17 protein-coding genes are annotated in these 21,032 nt (G+C 46.8%); 8 read left to right on the top strand and 9 right to left on the bottom strand.

Annotated features, from left to right (window positions below):
* The first annotated feature begins 3 nt into the window (after positions 1 to 3).
* The 3 genes from MKY92_RS09410 to MKY92_RS09400 are packed head-to-tail and all read left to right on the top strand — an operon-like array spanning position 4 to position 3,697.
* Complete coding sequence (locus MKY92_RS09410; protein WP_036609869.1) at positions 4 to 1,377, top strand: YheC/YheD family protein; 1,374 nt, start codon at positions 4 to 6, stop codon at positions 1,375 to 1,377.
* Complete coding sequence (locus MKY92_RS09405; RefSeq protein ID WP_339300369.1) at positions 1,377 to 2,483, top strand: YheC/YheD family protein; 1,107 nt, start codon at positions 1,377 to 1,379, stop codon at positions 2,481 to 2,483. The genes MKY92_RS09410 and MKY92_RS09405 overlap by 1 nt, the downstream gene beginning before the upstream one ends.
* Before the next feature lie 35 nt (positions 2,484 to 2,518).
* Positions 2,519 to 3,697 carry a YheC/YheD family protein gene (locus MKY92_RS09400; protein ID WP_339300367.1) on the top strand — a complete coding sequence of 393 codons (1,179 nt, stop codon included), beginning with the start codon at positions 2,519 to 2,521 and terminating at the stop codon, positions 3,695 to 3,697.
* Between the two features lie 66 nt (positions 3,698 to 3,763).
* On the opposite strand, the gene MKY92_RS09395 is transcribed toward MKY92_RS09400, so the two are convergent.
* The 8 genes from MKY92_RS09395 to MKY92_RS09360 all read right to left on the bottom strand — a co-directional run bounded on the left by MKY92_RS09395 (position 3,764) and on the right by MKY92_RS09360 (position 13,794).
* Positions 3,764 to 5,686 (bottom strand): alginate lyase family protein, encoded by a 1,923-nt coding sequence (locus MKY92_RS09395; protein WP_339300366.1) that lies wholly within the window; start codon positions 5,684 to 5,686, stop codon positions 3,764 to 3,766.
* Complete coding sequence (locus MKY92_RS09390; RefSeq protein WP_339183643.1) at positions 5,683 to 6,018, bottom strand: cupin domain-containing protein; 336 nt, start codon at positions 6,016 to 6,018, stop codon at positions 5,683 to 5,685. Before MKY92_RS09390 ends, MKY92_RS09395 begins: the two co-directional genes overlap by 4 nt.
* A gap of 68 nt (positions 6,019 to 6,086) precedes the next feature.
* Entirely contained in the window at positions 6,087 to 7,484 is a 1,398-nt protein-coding gene (locus MKY92_RS09385) for a sugar ABC transporter substrate-binding protein (protein ID WP_339300365.1), read from the bottom strand.
* Positions 7,485 to 7,617: 133 nt separating this feature from the next.
* The gene (locus tag MKY92_RS09380) at positions 7,618 to 9,222 is read right to left on the bottom strand and encodes a helix-turn-helix domain-containing protein (protein WP_339300363.1); all 1,605 of its coding nucleotides are present in this window, start codon (positions 9,220 to 9,222) and stop codon (positions 7,618 to 7,620) included.
* A gap of 11 nt (positions 9,223 to 9,233) precedes the next feature.
* Positions 9,234 to 11,075, bottom strand: a complete 1,842-nt coding sequence (locus MKY92_RS09375; RefSeq protein WP_339300361.1) for a sensor histidine kinase — start codon at positions 11,073 to 11,075, stop codon at positions 9,234 to 9,236.
* Between the two features lie 14 nt (positions 11,076 to 11,089).
* On the bottom strand, positions 11,090 to 11,959 hold the full coding sequence (locus tag MKY92_RS09370; RefSeq protein WP_339301745.1) for a carbohydrate ABC transporter permease: 870 nt from the start codon (positions 11,957 to 11,959) through the stop codon (positions 11,090 to 11,092).
* A gap of 52 nt (positions 11,960 to 12,011) precedes the next feature.
* Complete coding sequence (locus tag MKY92_RS09365; protein WP_076209116.1) at positions 12,012 to 12,902, bottom strand: sugar ABC transporter permease; 891 nt, start codon at positions 12,900 to 12,902, stop codon at positions 12,012 to 12,014.
* A gap of 205 nt (positions 12,903 to 13,107) precedes the next feature.
* Positions 13,108 to 13,794: an HAD hydrolase-like protein gene (locus tag MKY92_RS09360; RefSeq protein ID WP_047844222.1), complete on the bottom strand. Its 687-nt coding sequence runs from the start codon at positions 13,792 to 13,794 to the stop codon at positions 13,108 to 13,110.
* A 294-nt stretch (positions 13,795 to 14,088) separates the two neighbouring features.
* Here MKY92_RS09360 and MKY92_RS09355 point away from each other — a divergent pair, with 294 nt between their 5' ends.
* On the top strand, positions 14,089 to 15,807 hold the full coding sequence (locus MKY92_RS09355; protein WP_339300358.1) for a methyl-accepting chemotaxis protein: 1,719 nt from the start codon (positions 14,089 to 14,091) through the stop codon (positions 15,805 to 15,807).
* Between the two features lie 184 nt (positions 15,808 to 15,991).
* Here MKY92_RS09355 and MKY92_RS09350 read toward each other — a convergent pair whose 3' ends face one another.
* Positions 15,992 to 16,963: a Gfo/Idh/MocA family oxidoreductase gene (locus tag MKY92_RS09350; protein ID WP_339300356.1), complete on the bottom strand. Its 972-nt coding sequence runs from the start codon at positions 16,961 to 16,963 to the stop codon at positions 15,992 to 15,994.
* A 411-nt stretch (positions 16,964 to 17,374) separates the two neighbouring features.
* Between MKY92_RS09350 and MKY92_RS09345 the strand changes: the two genes are divergently transcribed.
* From MKY92_RS09345 to MKY92_RS09330, 4 genes are all read left to right on the top strand, one after another.
* The gene (locus MKY92_RS09345) at positions 17,375 to 19,006 is read left to right on the top strand and encodes a thiamine pyrophosphate-binding protein (RefSeq protein WP_339300354.1); all 1,632 of its coding nucleotides are present in this window, start codon (positions 17,375 to 17,377) and stop codon (positions 19,004 to 19,006) included.
* 12 nt (positions 19,007 to 19,018) lie between these two features.
* Entirely contained in the window at positions 19,019 to 19,387 is a 369-nt protein-coding gene (locus MKY92_RS09340) for a carboxymuconolactone decarboxylase family protein (protein ID WP_017689521.1), read from the top strand.
* 186 nt (positions 19,388 to 19,573) lie between these two features.
* Entirely contained in the window at positions 19,574 to 19,924 is a 351-nt protein-coding gene (locus MKY92_RS09335) for a hypothetical protein (protein ID WP_336760812.1), read from the top strand.
* A gap of 48 nt (positions 19,925 to 19,972) precedes the next feature.
* Entirely contained in the window at positions 19,973 to 20,971 is a 999-nt protein-coding gene (locus tag MKY92_RS09330; protein WP_339300349.1) for a 3-oxoacyl-[acyl-carrier-protein] synthase III C-terminal domain-containing protein, read from the top strand.
* Positions 20,972 to 21,032: the final 61 nt, after the last annotated feature.

Genomic DNA, 21,032 nt, shown 5'->3' with positions numbered 1-21,032 from the left:
ATCATGAGTTTGACCTTTTGCAATCTGCATTTCACCAAGCAACCGGATAAAGTGGTTTATGTATCCAACGCTTTAATGAAGAGCCTCAACCTGTCCGGCAAAAAAACGGTGCACCTTCGCTTCGGGCGTGACCGGGTACCTGCAACGATCAAACCAATCAAAAAAGCAGGTAAACATCTGTATCTCGCTTCAGGTATCCGTAATATGATGAACGTTCCGAAACGGGGCAGTATTTATCTCCGGAATTTGCAAAATGATGAGGTCCAGTTAGGTCCACTGATCGGCGTACTCTCTGATGGGCCTGCGACGAGCACGAATCCATTCGGTTCCCGTACTGGTTTCATCAAACAGTTACTCCGTGAAGGCAGCCGAAAATCCTATATTTATGCCTTTACTCCCCGGGATATCAATTGGCAGAATGAGACGGTATCCGGTTTTTTTCTGAATGATAACGGAAGCTTTACCCGCAGAACGGTACCTCTGCCCGATGTTGTCTACAACCGATTGCCGAGCAGACGCTCAGACTTCTCACCAGCAATCAACCAGCTGCGGGAACGATTTGTTCGCCGAAAAATTCCGTTCTTCAACTGGAGCTTTTTCAACAAATCGGATATCTATACGTTGCTGGAGAACGAGCCGGCAGCCGGAAGGTATATCCCTGAATCAATTACCAATCCGTCCGTTGAACAGATGAAGGAAATGTTGGAACGCCATCAGTTCGTCTACTATAAACCTACTGCCGGAAGTCTGGGGAACGGGATCTACCGCCTGACTTACTCGCCCAAACGTGGATATTTCGCACGATATCGCAAAAAAGGCGGTAATGCACTCCTGCGTTTTGGGTCCTTCAACAGTCTGATGCGCATGCTTCAGGGAAGACATGGCAAACAGCTACGCGGATATGTCGTTCAGCAGGGAATACGTCTAATTGAGATTGATGAATGTCCCATTGATTTTCGTTTTCACATGCATAAAAATGGTAACAATCAATGGGTTGTTGTCGGAATTGGAGCCAAAAAGGCAGGACGTGGCAGCGTCACAACACACATCAAAAATGGCGGCTCCCTAATGACTCCTGAGCAGGCGCTCAGTCGCAACTTCGGCGATCGTGCAGGAGAAGTTCTTCAGCATGCCAAATCCGTCGCTATTACACTGGCCCAGGCGATTGAAACCCAGCACCAGCATCTGATTGGTGAGATTGGCTTTGATCTGGGCATTGATCAGGAGGAACATGTATGGATGTTCGAAGCGAACGCCAAACCCGGGCGCTCCATTTTCCGTCACCCTTCACTCCGGGTGGAGGGCAAATCGTCGGTGGAGCACATCTTGGAACACTGCCTGTATTTGAGCAAGTTCCGGAAGAAGGAAGAAATTTGATGAGCCTTCATGATGATTTCAAACCTGTCATTGCTGTTTTGACCATGCATGATAAACAGCGCATGTTCAGGGGAAATCATCAAAATTTTCAGGATATCTTACAGACAGGCGAAAGCATGGGATACGTGGTGTACATTGTAACTGTTCGGGATCTGAACGTGAGTGGTCCCACCGTGAAAGGATATACGTACAACAAGGGGAGTGGAAAGTGGGTTTCACAACCTTTCCCCCTTCCCCATGTTCTGTACAATCGTATTCCCAACCGGGAAGACGAAGGAAAACCTTCCGTTCAGCGCAAAATTGACGAATGCATGCAATCCGGAATCGAACTGTATAACCCATTCTTTTTCAACAAATGGGATCTGTTCGAATGGCTGAAGAAGTCCAAATCGACTCAGCAACTGATCCCTTATACTCGGCGGATGCGAAGTGCTTCTTCTCTGGGTGCCGTTCTACGGGCGTATCCCTACCTGTACCTTAAGCCCGAGAGCGGCAAAGCTGGCAAAGGAATCATGATGCTTAAATTTCAGGAAAAAGAACGGCTTCCTTATCGACTCAAAATACAAACCACACGTAAAAGCACAACCTATAAAGCAGCTACACTTGCCAAGTTATGGGCACGAATTCGCAAAGAAACTGGACATACGCCCTATATCATGCAACAAGGCATTGAACTGGCATCCTCTCGTAAACGCCCCTTCGATTTGCGTGTTCTTGTACAAAAGAACACCAAGGGCCAATGGAGCGTAACCGGTGTAGGAGCGAGGCTTGCTGGCTCCCGCAGCATTACAACGCATGTGCCGCGTGGCGGGAGCGTAGAAGACCCTGAGAAGCTGCTGACCGAGCTTTTTGGCGAAGAAATGTCAACAACCCTGATGAAACGTGTGAAATCCACTTCATTAATGATCGCAAGACAGGTAGAACGGGGATCTGGTTTCACACTCGGAGAAATGTCCATGGATCTGGGCATTGATGACCTGGGGGAACTCTGGTTCTTCGAAGCCAATGCAAAGCCCATGAAGTTTGATGAACCACAGATCAGACGGCGATCATTGGAACGTATATTTCACTACAGCGCTTATCTTGCCCGTCAGTCCAAACGATGATAGACAGGAATACTGCAAAAAGAAGGTGATTGTTTGTGTCCTCACCTGTTCTGGGCATTATGACGTTGTACTTAAATGAACATCGCGCTCTTGAAGAACGAAGCGTCTATCGTAGAATGATTCTTGAAGGGCGCAAGCGGGGACTCGATATCTATGTATTCACACCAGCCGACGTACACCCCGGCGGCAAACAAATTGAAGCCATGGTTTTTCATGAGGGAAAAGGCTGGTCCAGGGAGTGGCGATCATTCCCGGACCTGATCTTTGATCGCTGCCGGATTCAGCGTAACCGAAGGTTCCAGCAATTGCTTACTTTTCGTGAGAAATATGGGCATCTGCTCTTTCTGAACAGGCCACTGCGCAATAAATGGACCATCCACCAGACCCTTTTGCAAAAAGCCAACTTTCGTGAACACCTGCCGGAAACCGCTCTATTTCAGGATATGTCCGATGTAAACCGGATGCTCAAAGTTTCTTCCCTGGTCTATCTCAAACCCATTAATGGAACAGGCGGACGTGGTATTCTACGCATTGAACGCAGCAGTAGTGAGGCTAATACGGTGCTTGTTCAGGGGCGAGATCAGAAACGTCGTATCATCACTCCACGTAAAGTTCATTTATCACGACTGGGAGCGTTGCTCCAGCACTGGAACATGAAAGACAAGTATCTTGTACAAAAGGGCATTCAACTTCAGCTTCCGAATGGACGTGTGCATGATTATCGCATGCTCGTTCAGAAGAATGGTGAAGGACAATGGGAGCTTACTGGATGTGCTGGACGCATGGGTGCAGAAAAAAGCGTGACCTCCAATCTTCATGGCGGCGGTCAGGCAATAGCGATGAACCGACTCATGAAGCAATGGATCGAAGATGACGACCTCCGGGCAGAAATTAACACAACTGCAGAGAAATTCGGCATTGATGTTGCTTCGTTTCTGGAAGATACGTATGGCGACCTGTGTGAGCTGGCACTCGATTTGGCGATTGACAGAAGCGGACGTATCTACCTGCTTGAAGTTAATCCCAAACCTGCGCGTGAAGTATTCGCTCGCATCGGGGAGCGGGATATCTATTATAAAGCCATCACTCAACCGCTGGAGTATGCCTTATGGGTATATCGCAACAGACCTCCCGGAACGTCCAGAAAACCAGCCATTCCCAGGCCCGTTTCGCAAAAATCCACCAGAGTAAAAAGAAAAAGGAAACTCAAATGAATGGATTAGATAAAGCAGGAGTCTATGTTCGCCAAGTGCGAGCATAGACTCCTGCTTTACTGTTTTTTATTTCTGTTCTTTCGTCCATTGCAGCGTATCGTTGTCAATCACAATATACCCTTTTTCCTCACCTTGCACATAAGATAATGCCAATCTCATCAGGTCAGGTTCTAGTTGGCATGTGGTAACACTTACAACCTGGTCAATATGATCCACAGGCAGGCACAACGTCAGAATACCCACTTTTCCCGAGAAATCAGTCTTGCCCTGAATAACCGATGTTTCCGACTTGGAACCATACACCTCAGATACCCAGCCGGGCTGCTCCGTCAACTCGAAGGCTCCCTTCCCGATGCCTGCCGTAACCCATTGCATCGTTAGTGTTATGGAAGATGCCTCATAGCTCATATCCGCCGTCAGTTCTCCAGCTTCATTCATTCTCAGCGCAATATCCGCTTCCGGATGCAGGTGAAATCGTTGCTCCAGAGTATGTTCTGCTTCCGCCTCCAGCCAATCCACAATCAGTAGTATAGGAATCTCCACCCCTGCCAGCATCCACCGGCGATGTGTAACTGGATCTGGCAAATGTGTATATCCATCCTGCGAAGCATCAATGAAGTGATAGCTGTCATTGCTCTCCCAACGTAACGTTGTGGCCTGAGCCTCCGGTTCACCCCATTGCTGTGTGGAGAGATAAGGTGTCTGATTCAGACCATCCACCGTGACGGTATTGTGCGCCCGCGTACTTTTGAAATACCGACGCCATTCCCCTTCTTCATACGTGTAACGTCCGGTGTCCGTGAAGAAAAGCTGGTTCTTCCACATCCACTCCACATTCAGCGCATCTGCATGTCCGTGTGCTCCGCCCATGGCAGCCGCATCAAAAAAAAGATATTGATACTTGTCCCTCATAACATAATATCCTGTCTGCGGAAAAGCCCGGCTCGACAAAGCCGGAGAAGAAGAAGCCTGTAGACGGAGACATCGCTCATATTTCTCCACACCCAGCAACCAGAGACACTCCGAGCTATCCGTTCCGCGAGCCATCAAATCATTATCGTCCAGGATCGCTCCAAGCAGGGTCAGTCGTTGTCGTCCATCGCCAACCCAATCCGAATCACCAATACCGGTAGACTGGTGATCTGGTCGAATCAGCGCCTCAGTAAATGCTGCCATTTGGCGTAGACAGCTGGCATACCATGTCGAGAACGGATGTCCTGAAATCTCACCCAACCGATAAGGCGTGCCAAACATCTCGATGCTGGCATTGTGGTAATGTGTTGTCAGTTCAACCTGTATTCCCTCTTCACCCAACTGATGCAGCAAACACAGCTCAAGACGTTCCATCGCCACTTGACGCCAGTGTGGACTTCGCGGGTGCTGGTGGTAGAACGTAGCAATCATGAACAAGCCTTGCATATGCATAATGGCATGATTGATTTCCGTGCTGCCGAGGTAACGGGTCAAAAACTCGGCGTGCTCTTCCAGACCTTGTCGGAACTCCGCCTGAAAACCTTCGTCTATCAGTGAACTCGCTTCCATATATTTATATGCCGATATCCAGGACTGCACACGTAGTCCCGTCTCCAGCAAGCGCCACGGGCCGGGTTTTTGAAAGAACACAGCCTCGTCATAAACCAGATTTACAGGTACCGGGTTTTGCTGTCTCCAGCTACGGTAGTGGTCAATAAATGCTGTTACATATAGCGGATTGCCCTTCATCAGATACGCCTTGCCCAGATCGAGCATATGCCAGTGTCGATTGATGCCCCATGTGAACTCCAGATCATTGGTCGGGTTGTGGAGCCAGTCCACAGGTGTCCCCATCGGAATCCAGCGATTCAGATCGTTGGTATAAGGAACGATAAATTCATTCAGGATGGCACGATTGGCAATCGTGAGCGAATTTCGGGCTTCTTCCGGAAAATGTTTTTCATAATATTGGGCAGCCCGTTGCAGATCCGTTGCCGAAAGGTAAAAATCGCTCATTGGGATGCCTCGAGGAAATCCTGACGGAATGGGGTAAACACATCCAGAATGACGGAGTCCTCCAGGGCCTTGACCCCATGCGGAACGTTAAAACCGGCATAAAAGCTGTCCCCTGCTTTTAAGATACGAGTTTCTTCACCGACCTGTACCTCAAAGCTGCCTTTGACGATATAGCTGACTTGCTCGTGCGCATCATGGGAGTGAACTTCTCCAATACCACCTTTAGCAAAGGTAACCTCCACCATCATTAATGTACCGCCCATGCCCAAGATCTTGCGGGAACTCGTTTCGTTTATGATATATGCATCGGTAGACGCATGATTAATAATCATTTTGCTTTTCCCCTTTCCTTGTGAATAAGCGACCGAAGTAGTTAAACCACGGCCGCTATGAACGTTTATTAGTCTTCTGTGGACAATTTACCCTGAAGCTTGGAAGAATCGAACGATGGATCAGCAGTTATGTTGGTCAGCCCTGCCGCTTTGGTTTTCTCCAGAGCTGCATTGTACCTTGTATCCAGATCCTTGATCACAGCATCGAGATCGCCACCCGTGAATACAAAGATTGAAAAAGCCTCACCCCATTTGGTGCCTTCCAGTGAACTTTCGGTCACCACACTTGGATTTGCCGGGAAAATGGCATCATATCGTTTGGGCAGGAAACCTTCAATGCCCGGAATGCTTGGTTTTTTGTCAGAGCTTAGTACAGCAGGAATCAGTGAGATTCCGTATCCCTTTTCGTAATACTCACTCTGAAGATCTGTGCTGTATACATACTCCATAAACTTCCATGCCGCTTCCTTGTTTGCAGAATCTGCATTGATGCCGATGTAGGAGCCCCCGATGACTTGCGAAGCGCCCTTGATCGTTCCATCATTTGTTGGCACAGGAGCCGCTGCCCAATTTTCTTTGGTAGGAAACTGATCTTTATATACCCCTGGTTCGCCGGAGTGGTTAATGTACATTCCAATTTTTCCTTGAGCAAACTGGGCTCTGAGTGGATCGATGTCCAGACTTTCTACCCCTGGCAGCATACTGCCATCCTGATTCATCTGACGGAGTGCCATTGCGATATCCTTGTACATCCCAAAATCAAATTGGCCAGTCTTGTAGTTGTAACCATCAATACCAACATTACTGCTTGCACCTGCGATCGTATTGGCTGCTCTCCAGAAGCCGCTGCTGCTCTTGAACGGGCTGGCAAAACCATAGATGCCTTCACTTTTACCAACTTCGGTAATTTTTTTGGCATCCGCAACCATCTCAGCCAACGTTTTTGGCGGACTCTCGATCCCTGCCTTTTTGAAAATATCCTTGTTATACACAAGCCGCCAGACCTGCCCTGTATTGGGGAGGGAATATATTTTTCCATCAATCGTGTTTTTATTTTCAATCAAGCTGTCTTTAAACACGGTCTTCATCTCATCACTCATGTATCCATCGATCGGGGCGAGATATCCCTTCTGATAATACGTCTGAAAATCATTAACTTGCAGCACATCGGGTGCCTGCTTGCTGGCAAAAGCAATATCGACCGCCTGTGGGTAGTTGTCCCCCATCACGGTCATCTCCACTTCAATGTTGTCCTTGTTCGTCTGATTGAACTCATCGATCTTGGATTTCATAAAATCAGCATCATGGCGGTCCGGTGTCCAATATATGATTTTGGTTTTCCCTCCGGCATTCTCCCCGCTGGTCCCCGATTCGTTATTTGCCGAAGTACCACTGTCAGCAGAACAACCTGCCAAACTTAGCGCTAGCAATGCACTTAGCGTAGTCACCATCCACTTTTTAACCATTGATATGCCCCCTTATGCTTGTCTGGACAACCCGTTTGGTTATCCGTTAACGTAATGATAATCGCTACGCTTTCATGGAAGTGAGGGACATTCTGACTTTGCATGGTGGGAAAAATGACGATCCGTATCGGTTTCAATTCTCATACATTTGCCGGAAGCAGGTTGGCGTCATGCCGCAATATTTCTTGAACAAACCGCTGAAATAAGGCCTGTCCTCATAACCCAGCCTCTGGCAGATCTCTTGCACCTGTACACCTGCAACCAGCAACTCTTTTGCTTTTTCCATCCTCATCTTAGTAATATATTGAATCGGCGTTATGCCCGTTTCCTTTTTGAAGGCATTGGCAAAATAACTCGGACTTAAATGCACGGATTGGGCACAGGCATGCAGCGTCAGATTTTCTGCAAGATTCAGACTGATATATTCCTGTGCTTTGCTAATCGCCTGTTTGACATCGGTGAGTCGCTTTTTGTCCATAATCTCGCAACCCATACTGCTAAAATGCTTGATATATCCCCTCCAGCCCTCAAACGTCAAGGAGCGCATCGCCTCAAGCACTGTCAGGTCGGCCTCCAGACGCAAGCGTTCCTCTGCTGTAATCTCATCACAAAAGGCACGGTAGATGGCAAAGGCCAGTCCAGACAACAAACGAATCATCGTGAGCGGCTCGGGGAAACCTTCGGAAACCTGCCATTCTTCGAGAATTTCATCAATGATGCGGTGACAGGTGCTCTCATTACCACATTTCAGTGCGTAAAAAAGCTCTTTTTCCTTCTCCAAAGGATATACCGGGGCCACACAGGCCTGATTCTCCAGTTCAGCATACTTGAGGATGCAATTTCCTTCACTGTAAAAACGATAGGATATCGCCTGATCTGCATGTGCGTAGGACGTCCAGATTTCCTGTGGTCTGTAGGCAATCGTACCAACACCAATCGAGACTGTTTTTTTGCTGAATCGCTCCACATTTTGGCGGCATTGCTCCAGGAGCTCGGAGACGTCGATCTGACTTGGTGTGTTAAATATGGCGGCAAGCCGGTATCGGTTTTCCCGTAAAACAACGCCCTTGGTGTAGCGGTTCAAGGTTTCTCCCACAATATTTTGGACCGCAAAAGGAACGATTTCGGCATCCAGATGCATCGTGTATCCATATCGCGTATAACCATCCACCTCAATGACCATGACGAGAAGATTGGAGGAATCGAGATCAATATGCAGCTCATTCCAGCGACTTTCATTAAGGAAGCCCCCGATTTCATGACGCAACAAACCCAAGAGATAGCTGTGACGCTCGTACTGGTTGCTGCTCTCCACCTTCTGCTCCAACTGTTCCAACTGTTTGCACTGTGCCTGTTCTTCCTTAATCACCTGTCTTACCTTCAACACCGCACCGAGTATTTCTTCAGGGGTAAACGGTTTGAGCAAATAATCGGATGCACCCATCTTGATGGCCTCCTGTGCATATTGAAAATCCGAATAACCACTGATGAAAATAAATTTGGCTCGCAGTCCGGCATCCACTGCCCGCTTCATTAGCTCCAGCCCGCTAAACTTGGGCATCCTGATATCACTAATCACGATGTCGGGTTGCTGCTCCAGCAACAAGGACCAACCGCTCTCTCCATTACTCGCCGTGCCTACAATCCGAACCTGATGATCTTCCCACGGAATAGTCGAAGATATGCCCTTTACAACTGCCTGGATATCATCCATAACACACATCGTCAATTGGCCCATACTGCCCCTCCTCAGGTGATCGGAATCGTGATAACAACTGTTGTCCCTACATCTGTACTGCTATGAAACACAATCGAGGCCACATCCCCGTAGTGCAGGCTTAGTCTGCCATGGAGATTGGATAGGGCATAACCTTTGCGTCCCCCGTCAGGAACATCCTCAGCATAGATACTAGCTACATCCATACCACATCCATTGTCAGCCACCTCCAGCCGTAGTGTGTCCCCCTGACGATCAATGCGGATCAGGATAACGCCCAAATCTTCTTTGTCATTGAATCCATGCAGGATGGAATTCTCCACCAAGGGCTGAAGCAATATTTTTAAAATATCAACAGCATAACAAGAGGGGTCCCCCACCTCAATCCGATAAACAAACAGATCCTCGTAACATTTTTGCTGAAGCTGCATGTATTGTTCGACATGTTTGATCTCCTGCTCCACACTGGTGATGTCTTTCCCATCATTCAGTCCCAGACGGAATAACAAGGATAAGGAGACGATCATCTCACTTACATCCTTCTTCTCTCCGCTCTCACTTTTCCAAAACATTGTATTAAGCGTATTGTAGAGGAAATGGGGATCAACCTGCGCCTGAAGCGCCTTGACCTCAAACCTCCGTTTGTCTTGCTCTGTTGTCCGTACTTCTTCAAACAAAATCTGAATCTGGTCCAACATCCGATTGAAACGATGCCCTACAGCGCTGACTTCATCGTCATACTTGCTGCGAAACCGTACATCCAGATCATTGGACTCCACCTCAACCATCAAGCGTCGCAGTTTGTTCAGTGGCTTCAACAGAGCGGAGGCCAGCAGCCTGGACAACCCGAGTGCAAGCAAAATGCAAAACAACATGATCAGGATGATCAGCCAGCGTATCTTTTGGAGGGGGGACAACAAGTCAGCCTTGGACTGTACACTTACCATGACCCAATCCTCGTTCATCGACAATGCCGAATAGTTAACAAGCATGTCTTCCCCCTGATCGTTCCTGTAGGTGAAATCCCCAGCATCGTCACGGCTAAACTGTTGGGTAAAGTCAGGCTCCATAATGAAATCGTAATTTCGGGACCTGGGGCGAATGACTTCATTTCCGTTTTTGTGCAGCAAAAACAGTTGAATCTGGTTATTCATGAGATCCTGCGTCAGAATGTCTCGCATCGCCTCTTCCTTCATATTGACGACCATATATACATTCGAATAGGTATGATTATCGATCACAATGGGTTTAAGCAACAGAGATAACACATGTCCTTTGGATTGGAATAATTGACTCTGATGTGAGCCAAACCACATCGTATTCCAGCCTTGCAGCTTCACGTAGCGACCGTATTCGCTGTCGAACGAATTATTTCGATTCGGAAAATCTTTGGTTGAGAAAAAATCACCGATGGGTGTTGTCAGATAGGCAGTATCAATCAGTGGCTCTACAAGCTTCAATTGAGCAAAAGATGTTTGCAGCAGTGAGAGATTCTGATAATAATGAGATGTGTTATTTTTTCCCACGTCCTTCATGACCTGGGTGAACGTTTCATTGAGCATAAAAGAAAAAGAGGATACAACAATGTGCCTCAGATGTTCATCCATAACCTGCACGGATTTGTTCAGAATGCTTTGTTTCAGTTCAAGTGCATTCTGCTCAATGCTTCGTGCAGCAAAGAGATAAGAGCATATCCCGGTCACACTGATGCACAAGACAACGAGAAAAATGTACAGCAGCTGTATTCTTTTTTTCAGGGACATTTTATAAAAGTCGAATATCATCGGCGCTCGCTCCTTGAACACGGCTTGGCCCGTCCGCTGTGAATTAAAATGAGTATAGCACAGTGGAATTACCCGTAAAACCGTCTCCATGATTGTGCTCACGCCTATCCTTTCACAGCTCCCAAGGTCACCTGCATGAATGATTTGTTGGCAAAAATATAAACGATGAGCAGCGGCAAAATGGATAGACAGGCTCCGGCCATCATCAGTTGGACCTCAGCCGCAGCTCCGATCCCATATCGCAGATTAGCCAGTCCAACCGGCAACGTCTGTAAGTCCGGGTTGCTCATGGTGAACACAAAAGGAAGGATATATTCATTCCATGAACTCTGGAATACACCCAGACCTGCAACGGCGAGTCCGGGGCGCAGGAGCGGAAGAATAATTCGCCAGTATGTGGTGAAGAAATTGCAGCCATCAATCATCGCCGCTTCATCCAGTTCGCGCGGGATGCTCTTGAAGAAACCAATCAGAATAAAGTATGTGGCAGCGTGTGCGCTGATCAGTATAATAATAACGCCCCACAACGTGGTGTTCAGCCCCAGCTTGACCATGAGGTCAAATTGCGGACGCAGCACAACCGCGCCTATGGAAATAAACAGAGTGGATGCCATGAGCAGGGTGTACGCCGTTTTCCCTTTGAAATTCACTCGATCCACAGCGTAGGCTGACATCGAGGCTACCAGCAGCGTGCCAACTGTTGTACTGATGCTTACAAAAACGCTGTTAATCGTAAAACCGGAAAAATTGGCCGTTTTCCAAGCCTGAGCATAGTTGGAGAACTGCCAAATCTTCGGCCAGATGGTAGCTCCTCCGGTCAATTCCTGGTTTGTTTTGAAGGAACCGAGCAATACAAGTATGATGGGGAACAACGACAACAAAGCGATAGCGATCAAAAACAGCCAAAGTACCGTTCGTTTGGTCCAGCGAATGAGTTGGGGAGACCCTGAGGGCGCAAGCACATTTTGAGTCATCATCGTTTCCTCCTGATTAATTTATACGTGTTCAAAAAGTCTGTTTTTCAGTTTAATAGACATCATTGAGCTTTTTGGATATACGGAAGTAAATAAGCGTCACTGCCCCTACGATGAGAGCCGTTGTGAAACCGACTGCACTGCCATAACCGAGCTGCTGGAGTGATTGGGTGTCAGCCGACACGGGAAACAACAGTTTGAACAAATACAGATACATCACCTCTGTTTTGCCATACGGTCCTCCTTCGGTCAGCACCATAATACTCTCGTAACCTTTCAGCGCCGTGGTAATTGCCAGCATGATGATCATCTGCAAGACAGGACCCAGCAACGGAATCGTTACATTCCGCAGTTTCTGAAACTCACTCGCTCCATCCAGCGATGCCGCCTCATAAAGCTCTTCGGGAATGCTCTGAAGACCCGCAATGAACAACAACATATAGTTGCCCACAGCCCCCCAGATAGCGATGATGATGGTTGTTAGCATGGCATGTTCAGCCCCCAGCCAGCTAATGGATTCGGAGATCACATGATACTTAAGCAGCAATTGGTTCAATATTCCGTTATAGGAGTTGAAAATAATAAAGAATACAATCGCCATAACCGAAGCGCTAAAAATAGTGGGCAGATAATAGATCGCCCTAAAGAGGGATCGCCCTCTCCATTTGCGATTTAGAATAATCGCCAGAGTTAACGACAGTGGAATTGTAACGACGAGTTTGCCCAGGGCATACACACCCGTGTTGCCTACAGAATCCCAGAATTGCCCGTCACGCAAAATGCGTCCAAAATTATCAAGCCCTATGAAGACAGGCGTCCCGATGCCTTGATAATCATAGAACATGTAACGCAGCGCCCATAACAGAGGATAGATCCCGAATACAAGAGTTAAAAAAAGACTTGGAAAGATGAACATATAGGCATGTATTTTGGATGGTTTCACCAGAATCGGACCCCCTATAGCTTTTGAATGAAGTATAGAGGGAATATGGAGGAAAGCGGGATAGGGAAATCAACTTTCTACAGGGGAGAATGTGACTGCATGACCAAACAAAAAAACCTGTATTCAACGAATTTCCGTTGAGTCTACAGGTTCATATCATGTGGTTCGTAATCTTAAATCTCAGTATACGTTAGCAGCGTAGAGGCTACTCTGCTTCATCATACAGACGCAGCAGTTCTGTAAAATCAGAGATGAGCACATCTGAGCCCGCAAGCTCCTCATCACGGCCAAACCCGGCATAGGCACAGCCGATGACCGCCTGACCGTTCATTTTACCAGCTTCCACATCAGAAGAGCGATCCCCTACCATCCATGCGTCCTGAATACGATGTTTCTCAAGCAGGATCTGTACCAGATTAATCTTGGAAGGAGTCTTGTACTGGCCTGCACTGTATACCCCTTCAAAGAAAGGCATAATCTCGTGTGCAAACGCCACACCCTTCACATAGTCCTCCAGCCCATTACTTGCGACAAAAAGACGCACTCCTTGTTGTTTTAATGCTTGCAGCGTTTCTTTCACCCCAGGGTACAATTGAGAACTTCCTTGATCAAGCCCCTCAATCTCCAGTTGAAGCAACAGTTCGTCTGCCCGGCGATGTGCCGCTTCCGATGCCTCAGGCATAACCACTTTCCATATATCTTCGAGCAACATGCCCAAACTTCCCAGCATCCGTTCCTCGGGTGGAGTTTCTCCTTCAAAATGCCCTTCGGCACGCAATGTATCAAATAGTTGCTGGTAAGCCGGCAACAACAGGGTCTCTGTCTGGAACAGCGTACCATCCATGTCAAAAATCATCGCTTCCGGTTTGAGCAATACCTTCTCTTTATTCATGTCCAATGTTCCTTTCGGATTGGGATATTGTATATGTAATTGGAATCGTTCCCTTCCCATGATAAACATAACGTTTGAACGTGTAAACCAACGATTATAAAACATCATCAACCCCAACCTTATACAGCATCAACCAAACGTTATATTTTAGTTAAACAAACTATATACAAAAGAAGTTTCTTTACGTATAATACTAAAAAATAGTTCTTTAGACACCTAATCTAAAGACCTACAATTATCACATTTTCGGTTTTTTCGACAACTACATATACCCCATAGAGAGGAATAACAAACATGAAAAAGCGTAAGACCTTTAAGATTTTTTATAAGATCGGATTAGGATATTTACTCGTACTGGCTGTACTGGCTGGTTGCATCCTGCTGATTCAGAACAGCACAAGTCAGCTCCAACGGGAACTGGATTTTCTGGTCGATCACGATATGAGGGTACATGCCCTCACCTATGAACTCGAAAGAAACATGGTAGATATGGAAACAGGTCAACGCGGTTACATCATCACGGGTCAGGACAATTATCTCGATCCCTACACCCAAGGAAAAGCGCAACTTATTACACTCAAAGATGAACTTGCTGCTTTAGTTTCGGATAATCCGGCTCAACTTGCACTTTTGGAAGACATACATACTAATATGGAGAACTGGGTCCAGGTCGCTGGTGAACCTATGGTCGCCCTTCGCCAAGCAAATAATACGCAGGCCATTCGAGATTTTTTCGCAGATGATCCAGGTAAAAGAGACATGGACCAGATTCGCACTGCTCTCGATACGTTTCGAACCAACGAGCATACGTTAACCGATAACCGTACAGAAGCACTGAAGCAAAAAAACACACTACTGAACCTGGAACTGTATGGGGCACTTATCGTTGTGGCCATCATCTCGTTCATCACAGCATTGGTCCTGTCACGTGCCATTGTTAGAAACATCCGTACCGTGAAGCAGGCATTAAATGACATCGGTTCTTCCAATGGTGACCTGACACTGAGAATCGCTACGCCAATGAAAGACGAAACTCGTGAACTCGCGGAGGCAGCCAATACAATGCTCACTGGTTTGCAGCAAATGATGCTGGACGTTCAGAGCAATGCCATGATTCTGAGCACAGCTTCGGATCGATTGGATAAAGGGGTTGCCGATAGCCATCTTGCAGGAAAAGAAGTTGCCACTGCCATGGAACGTGTGGCTGAAGGCGCTGATGAACAGGTTGCTCTTACGCAAACCATGGTAGCTGCGATGCAGCAATCCCTCCACGGCCTTAATCGTGTCGCCTCCTCGGCAAGTGACGTGGCAGGCAGTGCAGTTCGTACCGAATCCATTGCCGTGGATGGGCAACAGCGCATTGATAATGCTGTAGGTAAAATGAGTTCCATTGAGCAATCCTTCCTCTCTGTACAGGAAGCCATTAATGAAATTTCGAAGATGTCTGATCAAGTGATCAACATTGCAGATTCAATGTCGGGTATTGCGAGACAAACCAATCTGCTTGCACTTAACGCCGGAATCGAAGCTGCCCGCGCTGGGGAAAATGGACGCGGCTTCGCTGTTGTTGCTGCGGAAATTCGTAATCTTGCAGACCAAAGTGCAACATCAGCCAAAGAGATTACAAGTATATTGGAAACCGTGGTAGCAGGTGTTCAAAGTACAGTGCAGGTGGTTGATGAGAGCACTCTACATGTGAATGAAGGATTGCGGACCATTGAGGATGCAGGTAATGCTTTTTCAACCATTACTCAGCATATTCATAACCTCAGTGGTGAAGTTCTGGAGGTATCTGCTGTTGTCGAGGAGTTAACTTCCGGTAGTGAGGCTGTGATGAAGTCCATCAATGAAGTATCAGCTGTTGTGGAAGATACTGCATCAGCCACGGAACAAGTATCTGCGATGACGGAGGAACAACTTGCTTCTCTGCAGGAAATGTCTGACACGTCCAAGCAGTTGAATGAAATGTCCGACGCGCTTGATCAGCTGGTTAAGCGATTCAAGCTGGCGTGACCTGGATCAACATACAACATAACGATAGAATGTCTATGTAGCTCTATTTTGCGCCAAACACAGGAAAGAAGCATCGCAGACAGGCACACCTGGGCCACTGCGATGCTTCTTGGTGTTACGGAGAGCTGATACATTTAAAGGTACAGCAGGCGCTTCGAAATGAAAAAACCTGACACTCCTTTTCTTATCCTGATTGTTCCGTGTTTCGTAACGCTTCCAGTATCAATTGTGCCTGATACCCATCGTTAAAGTCATATATCTTAGCTGGTTTGCCTTGTATACGTGCAATCACATGTTTAAGAACCGGCAATTCACTGGCGGACTCAAGCACTTCCACAGGAGAAAGTGGCTGCCCCACCATGCCAGTCTTCAATTCTTCCCAATTTTCCAGGGCAATCGTGCCTGTTGTGCCATACACCACCATGGATACACGTTCTTCCCCCGCAAATTGAGAGATGCCGTTCAGCTGAATTCGGATTCCGTCTTCCAGTTCCATTGCAGCCTGTACTTCTAGTTCACAGTCTCCATTCTCAGGATATTGCACCTGAGTGCTCACTACCCGGATGGCACCAAACACCTTTTGAATCATATGAATCCAGTGAATCCCCACTTCAAGAATAAATCCACCCTGTTCCCGGCTTGTAATCCATGCATTCTGTTGCCATGATCGTGGCCACTGCGGGAATTGCAAAATGAGATCTATTTTGCGAATGGCCCCCACAGTATCCTGCTCAATCATCTCTTGCAACTTCAGCACGGAAGGTTCATGCGGCATCGAGAAATGGATGGCATGAACAACGCCCGCTTTTTGCGCTGCATCCAGCATCTTTTTGGCTTCTTCTATACTATTGGCAAGCGGTTTCTCGCAGAATACATGAATTTTGCGCTCCAGAGCCTCCATGACAACCGGATAATGAAATTTCGGCGGAACTGCAATATACAACAGATCAATCTGATGTTCATTCATCAATTGCTTGTAATCCGTATACGTCCTAACTCCCCGATGAGAAGCTGCAAAAGACGCCAAACTTTCCTCATTCGCATCACACACCGCAACAATCTCAATCTCCGTGTCCATCTTGGTATTCTCGATGAGATGAACCATATGTAATCCCATTTTACCCAGCCCAACCAGAGCCATCTTGATGACTGTCATTCCATCCCCTCCCAATTCCTTTCCAGTATAGCAGAAAGCAAAGAATTGCGAATGCGATGCATTGATACGAAAAAAGATAAATCTCTAGCTTTCAAGTCGCTATTAGAGACTGAAATTCATCATTGTTAGTCATATTTTTACATTATTTGTAACTTCGTAACAACCGGGTAATTCGTTCCAGGGATATATAACCAATTGTTTTCACTTTATCCAGCAACACTTAAAGCGTTACCAACTTAAGAATCAGGAATTTAGACTCACAAAAACAGGTTGACAAAAAACCACAAAAAAAGATACTCTTCCTAATAACAATGAATATTTCCTCTTACAACCTTAGATAGTAACTTGCATTCAACAAATGGAATATGCGTATGGTTCTAATAACCTATTTCATGAAGCGAGGTGTCCCGCATGAGAACAGTTGCGGACTATTTGGCAGAAACTCTGCGTAATCTAGGCGTTACTCATGTCTTTGGTATTATTGGTAAATCCATCTGCCCTGCTGTACTGAAAATGGTGGATTACGGATTAGAGTTCATTCCAGGCCGTCATGAATCCAGCTCAGGTTTTGCCGCATCCGGTTATGCATTACAGACGGGTAAACTCGGCGTTGCCTTTGCCACATCCGGTCCAGGCGGAACCAATCTGCTTACTGCAGCAGCCCATGCAAAGGCCAACAATCTGCCTGTATTGTTTATTACGGGTCATCAATCCATCCAGGAACTGGGGCTACCTCAGTGCCAGGATTCCTCTTCCTATCTGGCTGATCTAGCCGAGATGTTCCGGCCTGCCACATTATTTAGCAAACTTGTTGAGCGTGGAGATCACTTCGGTACCCTACTGAATCATGCCTTATCCATTGCACTCGGCCCTAATAAAGGCCCTGTTCACCTCTGTCTTCCTTTTGACGTACAGACTGAATTGTTATCGGAATGCCGGATTATCATTCCCGAACCGGAACCTCTTTTTAGTATATCTAACCTGAATCGTATTTTTCCTCTCATTCAACAATCTAACCGCCCTTTAATTATTGCTGGTAAAGGTGTAAGTCGTGCCAGAGCCCATGATGAATTGCTTCAATTGGCCGAATCGTTCAACATCCCTGTCATTACTACGCCTGGTGGAAAAGGAGCGATTGCGTGGGACCATCCCCTGTACCATGGACCTTGTGGTGTTGGAGGTTTCCCACATGCAGACGACATGTTGAACCAAAGTGACCTTTATATCGTACTCGGTTCACGTCTAAGTGACATGACCCTCTGCAATCTGAAGCCTGAACATCACCCGGCACACCTCATTCAATTTGACGCTGATCCTATATTTGTAGGCAAGATTCTGAGCGCTCAAACCTTACATATCACCGGTGATTTGAAGGACAACCTGCAATATTTGCTGGGCACATTAGAAGACCTCCCTACTCCTGTGAGAACCACGGCACCCATGGATTACACGGTCCCTTTACCAGATCTCCCTCAACTGTCTCTGGCTTCTGTGCTAGATGGAATGAGCGATCTGCTTCCGTATGATCATAAGCTGTTTGTTGATGATGGCAGCCATGGATTTCATGCGGTTCAGCGATATAAAGTCAAGAAACCAGGCAGCTTTGTGTTTGACGCTTACTTTGCCTGCATGGGGAACGCCATTGGTATGGCGATAGGTGCAAAGGCCGCTTCACCTGAAGAGACCGTTGTATGTATCACCGGGGATGGATGTTTCATGATGCTGGGGACGGAGATCAATACCGCAGTATGCAACAATCTGAACGTCATTTTCATTGTCGTTAACAACAAACAACTGGACATGGCACTCAAAGGAATGGAAAAAACAACAGGCAGAATTGATGGCACCTTATTTGAGGTTCCCATGGATGCAGCCAAATTCGCCGAATCTCTGGGTGCTGTCGCTTTCCGGGCAGAGACACATGAAGAATTCTCATCTGCGCTGAGCACAGCCCAAACGTTGAATCAGGTGACTGTCATTGAGCTTCTGACTGATCGAGATGAAATTCCACCTACGGCTCACCGCACCGTAACTTTGAATTAGGAGGAGCATATCATGAGCGAACATGTAGCTCAGGGACTGGACCGTTTTGCTAAACTTTCTGGTGAGTACGGCGCAAGAGCCCTTGCACCAATCAAGGAGCATTTTCCCGAATTATCTGAATTTATTATGGGGACAGCATATGGGGATATTTTTCAGCGCACCACCATTACTGATCAATGGAAGGAAGTCGCTATCATATCTTCGTTGATCACCCAAGGACAGTATGAACAACTAGGCGTGCATTACACGATGGCTCTGAGTGTCGGGGTAACTGTAGATCAACTCAAGGGGATATTGCTACATTTGGCTCCGTGTGTAGGTGCTCCGCGGATCATAAGTGCGTTTAATATTTTGCTTGCCACATTGGATGAAATACAGTAATTCACTTTTCTACATTTTTATACATGATTCGACTTTTTTATTGATCTTTTTACATTCCTACCTTTATAATATGGTTAAATTATCCTTCGAACCAGCTCGCATCTTAGAAGCCTTTAGTAGAGGCCCAATGGGCTGTGTATCCATTAACAGGATAGCCTTAACTCATTTAAAGGAGAGAGATCAAGCATGGGAAATTTCATTCTGAAGACTGACGTTCCGAACAAGGTGTTAAACATTGAACTGGAGGGTTCTTTCTCTCAAGAAGACGGTTTGCGTTCCATCTCGGCCTATCAGGATACGATCGCTCCTATTAATACCAAGGAGTATAACCTGAACATCGATTGCAAAAAGTTGAATGTTACTGCTCCGGAGATTGTGCCTCTTCTGGAAGGATGCCTTCAGATGTTCAAAAAAGACGAATACAAAAAAGTCGTGTTGACCCTCGAGAACAACGCGATTCTAAAAATGCAGTTGTCCCGGCTCGGCCGGTCAGTCGGTCTGGACAATCTCGAAATCATCTCTACCGTTACCACTTAATAAACCAGGCGGATAAGCTGGGAATTCACCCTTCCGCTCAAGAGGAGAATGAAGATGGCCGGAATTCGTATTGTAGATATCGATATCTATCATCCAGCAACCAAGGTGCACAATGACTTTTATATTGAACATTTTGACGCAAGAGGTGTAGATATTCGAGGATTGTTAAAGGCACTTGGTCGTGATACACGTTATAAAATTGACAACGATGACGAAAACTCACTAAGCATGGCCTTTGAGGCAGCCAGTAACCTACTGGAAAAAACCGGACTCACCGGTGCAGATATTGATCTGATTGCTTATGCAAGCCAAACGCCAGAATACATCTTTCCTACAAATTCCCTGATGATTCACCGCCTGATTAACGGCGCTTCTCACACGATCTGTATTGACAGCAACGCCAACTGCGCGGGTATGACTGCTGCTTTCGAACAAGTTAGCCGACAGATGCTGGGCAATCCTCGAATTCGCAGGGCATTAATCATCGGCTCCGATTACGTGGCTCCTCACGCCAGTCCCGATGATCCCGTATACTTCGCCAATTTCGGTGATGCAGCAGCAGCGGTTATTGTAGAGCGGGATGAACATGCTGTCGGTTTCATTGATTCCATCTATCAGACGGATACCTGCGTGTATGGTAATTCTCTTTTTCCTGCAGAAGGCTTGGCGAAGCTGGGCAAAACGGGTGTAGATCCAGGTGCCTTTCATGTGAAATTCATCCCATTTGATGATTCCATCTGTGTGGATGCCGCTTCCGAGTCCATTCGTACCTTGCTGACACGTAACGAAATTGGACCAGACGAGATCAGAGCCGCCTGCTTCTCCCAGCTATCCATTAGTAACATTCGGGCTGTATCCAAGAACGTCGGCATTGGTGACGATATTGCCGTCTATATCGGAGATGAGTTCGGGTATACCTCAACCAGCAGTCCATTCATCGCATTACATCGAGCGGTCACAACCGGTCAGATTCAGCGTGGTGACAAAGTTCTGTTCTGGACCGTTGGAGCCGGGTGGCAAAATGTTGCCATGGTAATTGAATATTAGGCCTTACTTCGCCAAAGTATAAAAAACAGGACGGTTCTCTTTCTTCCAAAGAGGATCGTCT

The sequence above is a fragment of the Paenibacillus sp. FSL R5-0623 genome (assembly GCF_037974265.1).
Classification (GTDB): Bacteria; Bacillota; Bacilli; order Paenibacillales; family Paenibacillaceae; genus Paenibacillus.
The sequence above is the reverse complement of the archived record's forward strand: the minus strand, read 5'-3'. Positions and strand labels throughout refer to the sequence as shown.

What these genes read in the sequence shown, in the direction of transcription:
- MKY92_RS09370 (WP_339301745.1), bottom strand. Translation starts at nt 11,959, where the DNA reads ATGACTCAAAATGTGCTTGCGCCCTCAGGGTCTCCCCAACTCATTCGC.
- MKY92_RS09340 (WP_017689521.1), top strand. Translation starts at nt 19,019, where the DNA reads ATGAGCGAACATGTAGCTCAGGGACTGGACCGTTTTGCTAAACTTTCT.
- MKY92_RS09385 (WP_339300365.1), bottom strand. Translation starts at nt 7,484, where the DNA reads ATGGTTAAAAAGTGGATGGTGACTACGCTAAGTGCATTGCTAGCGCTA.
- MKY92_RS09335 (WP_336760812.1), top strand. Translation starts at nt 19,574, where the DNA reads ATGGGAAATTTCATTCTGAAGACTGACGTTCCGAACAAGGTGTTAAAC.
- MKY92_RS09395 (WP_339300366.1), bottom strand. Translation starts at nt 5,686, where the DNA reads ATGAGCGATTTTTACCTTTCGGCAACGGATCTGCAACGGGCTGCCCAA.
- MKY92_RS09375 (WP_339300361.1), bottom strand. Translation starts at nt 11,075, where the DNA reads ATGGAGACGGTTTTACGGGTAATTCCACTGTGCTATACTCATTTTAAT.
- MKY92_RS09355 (WP_339300358.1), top strand. Translation starts at nt 14,089, where the DNA reads ATGAAAAAGCGTAAGACCTTTAAGATTTTTTATAAGATCGGATTAGGA.
- MKY92_RS09345 (WP_339300354.1), top strand. Translation starts at nt 17,375, where the DNA reads ATGAGAACAGTTGCGGACTATTTGGCAGAAACTCTGCGTAATCTAGGC.
- MKY92_RS09380 (WP_339300363.1), bottom strand. Translation starts at nt 9,222, where the DNA reads ATGGGCCAATTGACGATGTGTGTTATGGATGATATCCAGGCAGTTGTA.
- MKY92_RS09405 (WP_339300369.1), top strand. Translation starts at nt 1,377, where the DNA reads ATGAGCCTTCATGATGATTTCAAACCTGTCATTGCTGTTTTGACCATG.
- MKY92_RS09390 (WP_339183643.1), bottom strand. Translation starts at nt 6,018, where the DNA reads ATGATTATTAATCATGCGTCTACCGATGCATATATCATAAACGAAACG.
- MKY92_RS09410 (WP_036609869.1), top strand. Translation starts at nt 4, where the DNA reads ATGAGTTTGACCTTTTGCAATCTGCATTTCACCAAGCAACCGGATAAA.
- MKY92_RS09360 (WP_047844222.1), bottom strand. Translation starts at nt 13,794, where the DNA reads ATGAATAAAGAGAAGGTATTGCTCAAACCGGAAGCGATGATTTTTGAC.
- MKY92_RS09330 (WP_339300349.1), top strand. Translation starts at nt 19,973, where the DNA reads ATGAAGATGGCCGGAATTCGTATTGTAGATATCGATATCTATCATCCA.
- MKY92_RS09350 (WP_339300356.1), bottom strand. Translation starts at nt 16,963, where the DNA reads ATGACAGTCATCAAGATGGCTCTGGTTGGGCTGGGTAAAATGGGATTA.